Raw genomic sequence first — 10,822 nt, forward strand, 5'->3', positions numbered from 1 at the left:
TGCAAGCTCCCTCGCCGATAGGGTTGATCGGTGAATCGAGCAATTCCTCTGAAGATGTTGTGCGTACTGGCACTGATTTCCGCAATCGCTCCACTGTCCATCGACATGTACCTGCCCGGCCTACCGTTGATGGCGGATGCACTCGACACTACTGCGGCCAGCGTTCAGCTCACGCTGACCACCTTCATGGCAGGCCTCGGAATCGGCCAGCTGATCGTCGGTCCGATCTCCGACGGACTTGGCAGGCGACGAATACTGCTGGCCGCGACAATCATCACGGCACTGAGCGGCGCGGCATGCGCGGTGGCGCCGAACATCGAGTTTCTCATCGGTGCACGACTCGTCCAGGGCTTGAGTGGAGGCGCTGCCATCGTTCTTGCCCGCGCTTGTATTGCCGACCGAGCGCGCGGCGACGACGCAGCGAAGCTCTTCAGCATCATGATGATCATCGGCGGTATCGCTCCCGTCGTCGCGCCACTGATCGGCGGCGCACTTCTCGGCCCCGTCGGGTGGCGCGGGATCTTCTGGGTCCTGGCGGTCGCGGGCGCTGTAATGGTGGCTGGTGTCGTTTTGCTCGTTCCCGAGACACTTCCGCCCGAGCGACGCCACGGCGGCGGATTGCAGGCCCTGATCTCGAATCTGCGATACGTGGTCCGCAATCGGCACTACCTCGGATATGCGCTCGCATTCGTCTTCGGATTCGGCGCCTTGTTCGCGTACATCTCCGCGTCACCGTTCGTCGTTCAGAACGTTCTCGGGCTGAGTCCGTCACAATTCTCGATCGTGTTCGCAGTGAACGCCACCGGAATGGTCACGGCAGCGATGATCACCACTCGCCTGCTCGGTCGCGTCGGAGCACGCACGCTGCTGCGTTTCGGGGTGTGCCTACTCCTCATGGGCGGCGCCGTATTGTTCTGCACCAGCGTGGTTTTCAGTTCCACGAATACCTGGTTGATCTTGGTCCCACTGTTCGTGGCAATTTCGAGCATCGGGTTCATCATGGGCAATGCGACCGCTCTCGCCCAAGGAGAGGTCACCAACGCGGCCGGGACCGGTTCAGCGCTGATGGGAGCGGGCCAGTTCGGCTTGGCGGCGCTGGTTTCGCCGTTGGTGGGAATTGCGGGAGAAGACACGGCAGTTCCGATGGCAATCGCAATTCCCACCTTCGGAGTTCTCGCGGCCGTTGCGCTCGTGTTGCTGACTCGCGGCACGGCCGCCGCGAGTTAGTTTTCGGCCGCAGCGAGTTCGGACTTCCAGACCCGGAAGCCCTCTTCGGTGCGACCACGACGCCAATAGCCGGAAATGGAAGCAGCCGACGCCGGGACATTTCGTTCCTTGCGAATGTACGGTCGGAGGTTGTGCATGACGGCTTGTGCTTCACCGTGAATGAACACGTGCGGTTCGCCCGGCAACCATTCGAGTGCCTTGACCGCGGCGACAACCGGAGCGTTGTCGCCCGCTAATTCTTCGCCGACCGCATCGGACGATGCCCCGCGATGTAGCCAGGTCACGGCAATACCTTCTGGGGCATCGAGCGCGATTTCGTCTTCCGGTCCCCCGACTTCGACAACGGCGTAGCCGACCGCATTCGGCGCCAATCGCGCTATCGACGCGGAAATAGCGGGTATTGCGGTCTCGTCTCCGACGAAGAGATACCAATCAGCGGTTGGTGACGGCAAAAACGCGCCACCAGGTCCCCGCAGAGTAATCTCAGCGCCCGGCTGAACTGACGCGGCCCACGGACCTGCGACACCCATGTCGCCGTGGACGACAAAATCGATTGCAATCTCTTTGGCATCAAGATCGTACGAACGAATCGTGTAGGTGCGCAGTGTCGGCTGATCAGGAGTGCCGAATTCGATCTTTACATAGGAATCGCTGTATTCGCTGGGAGTGAACGACTCGAAGCCTGGTCCCCCGAGAAACACTCGTACCATATGGGGGGTCAATTGTTCGGTCCGCAGAACCGTCAATGCAGTTGTCGGCTTGGCCACAGAAAGATCCTTCCGAAAGTTAGTGTTACCTAACTAATGTACACGACAATTGCAGCACGAGGGCGAAATACCTCGCCGGCGACTCCACACAGCGCTCTGTCGACCTTTGTACAGAGCGAAAGAAACCGACCAATCTGCTGGGTAAATTCGGTGCTGTTTAGACGAATTATTTGATCTGCTTCACACGGACGACCTGTCGGACAAAGCTGTCCGAGAACTCGGCAAAGCAACAGTAAAATACACCTCTGGCTCCCGGCGAGTTCGCCGAGAGCCAGAGGTGTATTTAATTCAATCTAGTGTGCAGCGTCGAAAGCGTCGATGATTTCCGCTTTGATACGCCCACGCGGAGCAACTTCGTAACCGTTCTTACCTGCCCAGTCACGGATGGCCTGGAGCGTCTCCTTGGAGCGTCCGGAACCTGATGTGGCCTGCGGAGATGCAGCCTGAGCCTTCTTGCCGCGCTTCCCGCTCACCTTCGCAGCAGCCTCGACGAACGGCTTCACCGCAGCGTCGAACTTCTCTGCATTGGTGGCGCGCAGATCGATCACGTAATCCGTTCCCTGGTAAGAGAACTCAATTCGATCACCGAATCCATCGTCAATCGGCTTACCATCAAGGTCGTCGATGAGTTGCCGAATCAGCTTCTCAGCCATTGCACTCCTCTTTCAATGATCGATTCAATTCTCCTTCACAATACACAGATAGAGCGTTGATGAACAAAAGAAGTTCGAAAGCCTTCACCGTTTCCGAACAGACTCAATGGTCCGAATTAGCAGCGGGTTAGCGGCATTGCCTCGACCGAACACGACCCTGAAAATTCTGCACATTCATCCCTCGGATGCCGGGTGTCAATCAATGCCCGCCGTCATCGTGATCCAGACTAATCGGACTTCCATGCACATTGACCTGAGGCTTTCCTGAGACCCGTCGAACTTGCAGGTCGGGTCGGCGAAACGCATCGAGAATTACATTGCACACAGTCGAGCAAATTCGTGAAAAATAGCCCTGACGTGCCATTTCCGATGCGCTGCGGGTATTGACGATTCACGGTCTTCGCAAACGATTAGTGAGCATCGCCACGCATGGTCTGACGGGCGCAGAAGTAGTTCACGTACTACCGCGTCCGAAACCAACCACTGGAATCAGAACTTGCAAATCCCTCCAGTTCGAGCAGAGGAAGAGTGGCACGAACCTGAGCTATGAGCAATCCCGATTCCTCGGACAACTCACGCGTACTGCGAGACCCCGTTCCCGGCAATGCTTCGTATACCAATCGAGAATTGCCTCGCAATGCGTCGATGTCACGCGTCGCGGCCGCATCCTCCGCGGAATCCCCGACACCAAATGGGCCTGACGCTTCGACTACATCCACGGCATTGGACACGAGTTGCGCTTCACCTTCTCGGATCATCCGGTGGCATCCGGTCGACGATGCCGAGGTAACCGGTCCGGGCACCGCCATCACGGGACGGCCTAACTTCCGAGCCCAATTGGCGGTATTGCGTGCACCACTGCGCCAACCCGCCTCGACCACCACTACTCCGTCCGACAACGCAGCTACCAGTCGATTCCTTGCCAGAAACCGGAACTTTGCAGGTGTTGTGCCCGGCGGATATTCACTTATCACTGCACCCGAACTCGCTATCTGTTTGAGTAGTCGCGCATGCCCTGACGGATACGCTCGATCCACGCCACAGGCCAAGACAGCCAGTGTGTTTCCACCTACGCCCAATGCAGCGCGGTGCGCGGCCCCGTCGATACCGAAGGCCGCCCCGGAAATCACGGTCCATCCGTCGACAGCGAGGTCACCGGCAATCTCTGCCGTCACGTGTTCGCCGTACGCAGTCGATGCCCGCGTGCCCACAATTCCAACCGATCTCTCGGTCAGATCAACCAAATCCCTGGACCCCAACACCCACAACACAAATGGCGCCGTCTCACCCCCGGAGGGATCGAGTCCGTCAAAGGAAAGCATTCGCCACGCCGGCCAATCGGCGCAGTTCGGTGTTACGAGTCTGCCACCCATCGCCTCCATCAGGTCGAGGTCTCGTTGGGCTGTGTCGATGTGAGCGCGGGCTCGCGTCTTCTCCTCGATCGCGGGTGGCAGATCGCCGTTGCGAACCGCCCTCGCAGTTTCTTCGACCCCGAGCTCGCCGATCAACATGGACATATATGCGCTAGGGCCCTGCACGACGCGGGACAGATATGCCCAAGCGAGTAGTCGTGGATCGTGTGCAGTCATTGGAATCCCCTGTCTCGAAAGTCGAGTGCGGTGACAACTTGGTCTGGTCCGGGCATCGCTTCACCTGCCAGATCGGCGACACTCCAGGCAACCCGCAACGCTCGGTCCGCCCCACGAGCAGTGATGACACCTTTACGCAGCGCCCGTTCCACCGGCGCCAGCGCTGCACGCGAGAGTCTGAACTTCTGTCTCAACGCCGGCCCTGGTACCTCCGCGTTGGTCCGCCACCCGTACTCACTCCACCGCTGGGCTGCAGTGTCCCGAGCCGCCGCCACGCGCGCACGAACATCGCTGGTGCTTTCCCCCACTTCGTCGATCAGCGCTCCGGTTGCTACCGCCTGCATCCGGACCCTGATGTCGACTCGGTCCAACAACGGGCCAGACAATTTCCCCAGGTAACGGCGACGCGCCGCGGGTGCGCAGACGCAGTCCGCGTCTCGCGGCGGCGCGCATGGGCACGGATTCGCGGCCAGGATCAGCTGGAACCGCGCCGGGTACCGAGCAACTCCGTCCCGCCGGGCGATTCGCACTTCCCCGTCTTCGAGTGGTGTGCGTAGCGCTTCGAGCACCTTCACCCCGATCTCGGCACATTCGTCGAGAAACAGCACGCCGCGATGGGCGCGGCTGACCGCACCAGGACGAGCCATCCCACTACCACCACCCACCAGCGAACTGACCGACGAACTGTGATGCGGCGCAATGAAAGGCGGCATATCGATCAACGGCCGATCCTCCGGCAACACCCCCGCCACCGAATGAATCGCCGTCACCTCCAACGACTCCCCCTCCGTCAACGGCGGAAGAATCCCCGGAAGCCTCTGCGCCAACATCGTTTTCCCGATCCCCGGCGGACCCGTCAACATCAAATGATGCGCACCCGCCGCAGCAACCTCGATCGCCCACCGAGCATCCGTCTGCCCGACAACCTCACTCAAATCCCGCACCGCCACCACACCAGCACGCTCGAAAACATCAGGAACAGCAAGCGCCAACTCCCCACGCAACCACCCGATCACCGCGGACAGATCGTCAGCGCCCAGCACCTCGATCCCCTTCACCAAGCCCGCCTCAGCCAACGCCCGAGCCGGAACCACCACAGTCCCCCACCCCGCCCGCTTCGCCGCAAGCACCGCAGGCAACACACCACGCACCGTCCGCAAACGACCGTCGAGCGCCAACTCCCCCAAAAACACAGTCTCCCGCAACAACTTCCGCGGCAACTTCTTCGCCGCATCGAGAACTGACAACGACAAAGCCAAATCGTAAACACTGCCCACCTTCGGCAACGTCGCCGGCGACAACACCAAAATCACCTTGCTGTCCGGCCACTCCTCACCAGAATTGGTCACCGCCGCTCGAATCCGATCACGCGACTCGTGCAACGCCGTATCAGGCAGCCCCACCAAATGCACCGCAGGCAACCCGCGCCCGATATCCGCCTCGATCTCCACTATCTGCCCGTCCACACCACTGACCGCAACAGAATGCGCCCGCCCCAACGCCATCAGAACGCATCCACAAAATGCTCGACCGAAGGCACACCGTCCCGGCCGATCAACACCGCCACCACATCAAAACGCACCCTCGACCACGACCGACCCGAATCAGCCAGCCACTGCATCGCCAACACCCGAATCCGACGCTGCTTCGCGAACGTCACCGACTCCGCCGGACTCCCGTACCCGACACCCGACCGAGTCTTCACCTCCACGAACACAATTCGATCACCGGACGTCGCAACAACATCCAACTCGCCGTACCGACAACGCCAATTGCGTTCGACAATCTCCAAACCCGCATCAATCAGGAACTCGACAGCCACATCCTCGCCCCGAGCCCCCAACGCCATATTCCTCGCCATCGCAGCCCCCACCACTCACACCCCGCGCCCGCCCATACGAAACGCGTCCCAACCACCACCCTCAACCCACCACCACAAAACCAAGCCATCCGAAAACAACCTGTTCACAACTCGGAACCTGTGGAATTCGGCAGCGCGACACACCAACGGCGACCCGAAACCTGACAATTTTCTGAAATCAGCCACATCTTGGACGAAAGTCCAGTAGAACTAGTTACAGTTTTGCTCAAACCGTCACGCACCCCGCTGAATGGAGTTCTACATGGCCCGCCGCTCACTTCGCCACGCAGTAGCAACCACTACATCCCTCGTTCTCATCGCCGCCGGCGTCACTGTTGGACTTGGAGCCTCGGTGGCGCAAGCAGCACCGGCATGCGCGCTCAACCAGTCGGTCACCGACAGTTGGGCCGGTTCCCTCGGGACGCCGTACACCGTCGGCAAGGAGGTTGTCGGCGACGGCAAGGTCGCCCCGGGACAGACGGTCACCTACCTGACAAAGGTTTCCGGTTCGGGAGCACTCGTCAATCAGATCCGCGATTTCCACCCGGCAGGATTCCAGCTGGTCAAGGCTCGCCTGAACGTCAAATGGCTTATCGGCGACCAGAAGTGGGACGACGTCACCAAGACCGTCGTCGTCGGCAACAACTCCGTGGTGGCAAAGGGCGGCGGATGGACCACTGCTGGTGGCGGCATCATCGCATTGGAGACCACCTACAAGGTTCCCGATAACGCAGTTGTCGGCTCTCAGCTCGACAGCGGCGCCGGCACCAACATTGTGCTGGCGGCGGGCGACTGGAACATCAATCCGATGGGCGTGTGCGTCACCATCCGGCAGCCGAACCCCGTCGAGGCGGGCGCCGGAAGCCTCGAGGACATGGGCTTCGGCTCACTCAACTCCGGATCGGGCCAGGTATTCGGTTCCCTCACCGATCCGCAGGGGTCGATGACCAATGTCATCAGCGGTGTCCTGGGCAATGTGCTCGGCAACATGAGCTGACTCAGTTCGAATTAGAAATGGGCCGAGCCACCAGCACATGCTGGTAGCTCGGCCCATTTCTACGTTGCCGAACAAAGCTTTGCCGTCAACCGAGTTCAAGAAATCATCAGCAAATCACCGCGTCAGCTTTCCGCCGTACCGGGCCGGCGTCGTACCGAAGGTTTCCCGAAATGCGGCGATGAACCCGCTACTGGTTCGGTAACCCACCTGCGGGGCAACGTCGTTGACACCCTCACCCCGCGCGAGCATCTCGAGCGACGCATACATTCGGGCGCGAGTCCTCCACTGTCCGAAGGTAATCCCGGCATCGGCGACAAAGGCACGCATCAAAGTCTTGGAACTGACCCCGAGTTCACCCGCCCACTCCCCTAATGTTCGCGAGTCTGCCGGATCGGCAAGGATGCGGGCAGAAACCGAACTCGCCGCAGCATTGCGAGGAACCGCGAGGACGTCGTGCCGTTCGGGCGCGGCAGCAAGAATGTCGTAGAGCAACTCCTGACTCATCAACCGCCGAGCATCGTCGATGGTCCGATCTGCGAGATGGCGCAGCAATTGAGCGGACAGAGCATCGACTTCGAGAACCAGTGGCTGAGTCCACCTGGGCCCGCCAGGGCGTAGATCCGGACGCGCATAGGCCGCGATCATGCATCCCGCCGACAGAAGCGTCATGTCGTGGAGAACGGTGCCCGGCAACCAGACCAAGTGCTCGCTGTGCAGGTGCCACACGTTGCCCCCGGCAGCAATCTGCATCGTCCCTTCACTCATCCAGGCGATCTGATGCTCCGGGTGGCGGTGAGCCCCGTACGCGGTCACGCCCTCGACGACGTTGGTGTAGACCTGAAAATCTTTGAATGTCCGTCCGCGACTATCGGGCAGCGCTAGCAAGGACTTTGGGCGAGTCGAGTACTCGATAGTGGACATTTTGCGTCTTTCTGGGCGTATCCGAGTCCATCCTGAAGGATGGACCGACGATCCTGCAAAGGTTAGCCTCACTTTATTGCTGACGCGACCAGCTCAGCACTTCACGCGGACCTCAGATCACTTCGCCCACCACTTCGAAGGAGCATGCACGTGCCCTCACATAGCACCCGAATCCTCGCCGCCTTATTCACGACGGCCGCGATCATCGGGTTCTCGACCGCCTGTGGAACCTCGCAAGGCGTCGACACCGCATCAGCGACCCAGAGCAACGACGCATTCCCCGTGACGATCGAGCACGCACAGGGTTCGACGACAATCGATGCCGAACCGCAGCGGGTAGTGACACTCGGATACACCGATCACGAACCACTGCTCGCCTTGGGAGTCGAACCCGTAGGCATGGCCGAATGGTGGGGGTCCGGCATGGATGAAAGCTGGCCGTGGACGAAGAATTACTGGAAGGGGAAAACTCCGACCTACATCAACAGCGGCGGAGACTTCAACTTCGAGCAAATCGCCTCCCTCGCACCAGATCTGATCCTCGCGCTGTACGCCGACATCGACACGGAAACCTACAAGAAGCTGACCTCGATTGCGCCGACTGTCGCGCAGAGCAAGGACTACGACGCGTACACAACGCCGTGGACCGACATGACGCTCACCGCCGGGCGCGCCCTCGGCAAAGGACCACAAGCTCAGCAACTGATCACGGATACCGAAAACGCGTTTGCCGCCGCCCGCGCTGCACACCCGGAGTTTGCCGAGCAAACCGCAACGATCGTCAACCTCGACACTCCCGAGGGCTACGTGTTCTCGTCGCACGACCCACGCGGCATTTTCCTCTCGTCACTCGGGTTCACCCTCCCCGCGACCGTCGACGCATTCGTCGGCGACCAGTTCGGCGACTGGATGCCGAACGAGCGATACGACATCCTCGAACCCGTTGATCGTTTGATCGTGATGGCCGACCCGGAGGGAGAGAAGGCCCTCGCCGGCAACACGCTCTACCAGCGACTACCCGCCGTGAAGAGCGGAAATGCGATGGTCGTGCGGTACACCGCAGATCCACCCGTCGGCGCGGCGATGTCCGGCAATACCGTCCTGAGCATTCCGTATGCCATCGACCAACTGACAGCCACGTTGTCGAAGTAAACTACAGGGCGGGTATCGAAAATATGTTCGAAGAGTGTTAGCCTCGGGGTCAGGAAGCACTCACGGACATCGAGGATCACCATGGACGAGGTACCGGACACCGCGTTAGATCTGGCTCGACTGGTCGACGAGCTGACGGTTCTCGACCAGCGACGCGTCGACATCGGCGAGAGTTTGGTTCATCTCGAGTACCTCTACTCCCAGATGGGCGCACGGCAACAAGCAGATGCTGCCCGAAAAGCCTTCCAGGAGAAGTACGTCGGACGAATCTACGAACTCGCAGACGGCCTGCGAACCTGAAAAGGGGTTGCACACAACCACTGACCGAGCGCATGGTCATTCCTGCACGACACACCGGACCGATCGGTTCGGCTGTGAACTATGTGGGAGAAATCTGATGGAGAAGATCACCAAGAGGCTGTGGAACTGGGCATCGATACTCGACGAGAACACTCGCGAGCAAGCGCTGCGTACGTCCCAGATGCCTTTTGTCCGTCCACATCTGGCGCTTATGCCGGATGCGCACCTCGGTGCGGGAGCGACGGTGGGTTCGGTCATTCCGACGGAAGGCGCAATCATGCCCGCCGCCGTCGGAGTCGATATCGGCTGCGGAATGATCGCGGTCAAAACCCAGTTCAGCGCACGCGACCTTCAAGGCCGCGACCTGACCGTACTTCGCCACAGCATCGAACGCTCCGTCCCGCTCTCGGCAGGTGTCTACAACAAGACGCTGAGCGACACGGCGAAAATCCGCATCGCAGAACTCGAGGCGATGGCGGGCGATCGCCTGTCCTTCTACGACAAGTTCAAGAACGACTGGAGGTTTCAGCTCGGAACGCTGGGCTCTGGTAACCACTTCATCGAGGTGACGCTCGACGAGAGCGACGGCGTCTGGCTGTTCCTGCACTCGGGAAGCCGCGGTATCGGAAACAAGCTCGCGCAGCATCACATCAAGATCGCCAAGGACTTGTGCGAGCGGTGGTACATCAACCTTCCCGATCCGGATCTTGCCTACCTGGTCGAGAAGACGCCCGAATTCGACTCGTACATCACCGATCTCAACTGGGCTCAGCACTTCGCTCTGCTCAACCGCGAAGAGATGATGGACCGCGTCGTGAAGGACTTCGCGCACTTCATGGGAGACGGCAAACCCGCGATCATCGACGAAGTCGAGCGGATCAACTGCCACCACAACTTCACCCAGAAGGAGTTCCACATGGGCAGGGGTGTGTGGCTGAGCCGTAAGGGTGCGATCAAGGCAGACGAGGGCACGCCCGGGCTCATCCCCGGTTCGATGGGGACGGCGAGTTACGTCGTCGTCGGGAAGGGAAACGTGCCGTCGTTCAAGTCCAGCCCCCACGGCGCGGGTCGGGTGTACGGACGTAACCAGGCACGCAAGACCTTCACCATCGAAGATCTCGACAAGGCAATGGTCGGAATCGAATACAAGCGTTCCGCGGCGTTCCTCGACGAGATCCCGGGTGCGTACAAGGACATCGACGTCGTGATGGACGACGCGAAGGACTTGGTCGAGATTCGACACACGCTGCGTCAGATCGTGAATGTCAAGGGCAACTGACCCCGCACAACTCCGCGAAATACGAAGTGGCCCCCCCCAAAAGGGGGGGGCCGTAGTTGTGGGGATCAGTGCCGCC

The 10,822-nt window shown here is 60.3% G+C and carries 11 protein-coding genes; 5 read left to right on the forward strand and 6 right to left on the reverse strand.

The features are described 5' to 3' along the window. Nucleotides 1–54 precede the first annotated feature (54 nt). Nucleotides 55–1,227: a multidrug effflux MFS transporter gene (locus tag M1L53_RS10110; protein ID WP_030535666.1), complete on the forward strand. Its 1,173-nt coding sequence runs from the start codon at nt 55–57 to the stop codon at nt 1,225–1,227. On the opposite strand, the gene M1L53_RS10115 is transcribed toward M1L53_RS10110, so the two are convergent. The 5 genes from M1L53_RS10115 to M1L53_RS10135 form a co-directional block, all read right to left on the reverse strand. Further along, complete coding sequence (locus M1L53_RS10115) at nt 1,224–1,994, reverse strand: siderophore-interacting protein (RefSeq protein WP_030535667.1); 771 nt, start codon at nt 1,992–1,994, stop codon at nt 1,224–1,226. The genes M1L53_RS10110 and M1L53_RS10115 overlap by 4 nt on opposite strands. 293 nt (nt 1,995–2,287) lie before the next feature. Beyond that, entirely contained in the window at nt 2,288–2,647 is a 360-nt protein-coding gene (locus tag M1L53_RS10120) for an Lsr2 family protein (RefSeq protein WP_003942721.1), read from the reverse strand. Between the two features lie 461 nt (nt 2,648–3,108). Continuing rightward, nucleotides 3,109–4,236 (reverse strand): DNA-processing protein DprA, encoded by a 1,128-nt coding sequence (dprA, locus tag M1L53_RS10125; RefSeq protein WP_030535668.1) that lies wholly within the window; start codon nt 4,234–4,236, stop codon nt 3,109–3,111. Further along, on the reverse strand, nt 4,233–5,741 hold the full coding sequence (locus M1L53_RS10130; RefSeq protein WP_054187756.1) for a YifB family Mg chelatase-like AAA ATPase: 1,509 nt from the start codon (nt 5,739–5,741) through the stop codon (nt 4,233–4,235). Before M1L53_RS10130 ends, dprA begins: the two co-directional genes overlap by 4 nt. Further along, nucleotides 5,741–6,097 (reverse strand): YraN family protein, encoded by a 357-nt coding sequence (locus M1L53_RS10135; RefSeq protein ID WP_054187788.1) that lies wholly within the window; start codon nt 6,095–6,097, stop codon nt 5,741–5,743. The genes M1L53_RS10130 and M1L53_RS10135 overlap by 1 nt, the downstream gene beginning before the upstream one ends. A 262-nt stretch (nt 6,098–6,359) precedes the next feature. Between M1L53_RS10135 and M1L53_RS10140 the strand changes: the two genes are divergently transcribed. After that, nucleotides 6,360–7,094 (forward strand): hypothetical protein, encoded by a 735-nt coding sequence (locus M1L53_RS10140; RefSeq protein WP_054187789.1) that lies wholly within the window; start codon nt 6,360–6,362, stop codon nt 7,092–7,094. A gap of 114 nt (nt 7,095–7,208) precedes the next feature. On the opposite strand, the gene M1L53_RS10145 is transcribed toward M1L53_RS10140, so the two are convergent. Continuing rightward, entirely contained in the window at nt 7,209–8,015 is an 807-nt protein-coding gene (locus M1L53_RS10145) for an AraC family transcriptional regulator (protein ID WP_054187757.1), read from the reverse strand. A 144-nt stretch (nt 8,016–8,159) separates the two neighbouring features. Here M1L53_RS10145 and M1L53_RS10150 point away from each other — a divergent pair, with 144 nt between their 5' ends. The 3 genes from M1L53_RS10150 to M1L53_RS10160 all read left to right on the forward strand — a co-directional run bounded on the left by M1L53_RS10150 (nt 8,160) and on the right by M1L53_RS10160 (nt 10,746). Next, nucleotides 8,160–9,167 (forward strand): iron-siderophore ABC transporter substrate-binding protein, encoded by a 1,008-nt coding sequence (locus M1L53_RS10150; RefSeq protein ID WP_232319038.1) that lies wholly within the window; start codon nt 8,160–8,162, stop codon nt 9,165–9,167. Between the two features lie 81 nt (nt 9,168–9,248). Continuing rightward, on the forward strand, nt 9,249–9,467 hold the full coding sequence (locus tag M1L53_RS10155; protein ID WP_003942716.1) for a hypothetical protein: 219 nt from the start codon (nt 9,249–9,251) through the stop codon (nt 9,465–9,467). A 97-nt stretch (nt 9,468–9,564) separates the two neighbouring features. Next, nucleotides 9,565–10,746: an RtcB family protein gene (locus M1L53_RS10160; protein WP_007734861.1), complete on the forward strand. Its 1,182-nt coding sequence runs from the start codon at nt 9,565–9,567 to the stop codon at nt 10,744–10,746. Nucleotides 10,747–10,822: the final 76 nt, after the last annotated feature.

Origin of the sequence: Rhodococcus sp. T9N (assembly GCF_024436645.1) — a bacterium.
Taxonomy (GTDB): Bacteria; Actinomycetota; Actinomycetes; order Mycobacteriales; family Mycobacteriaceae; genus Rhodococcus_F; species Rhodococcus_F qingshengii.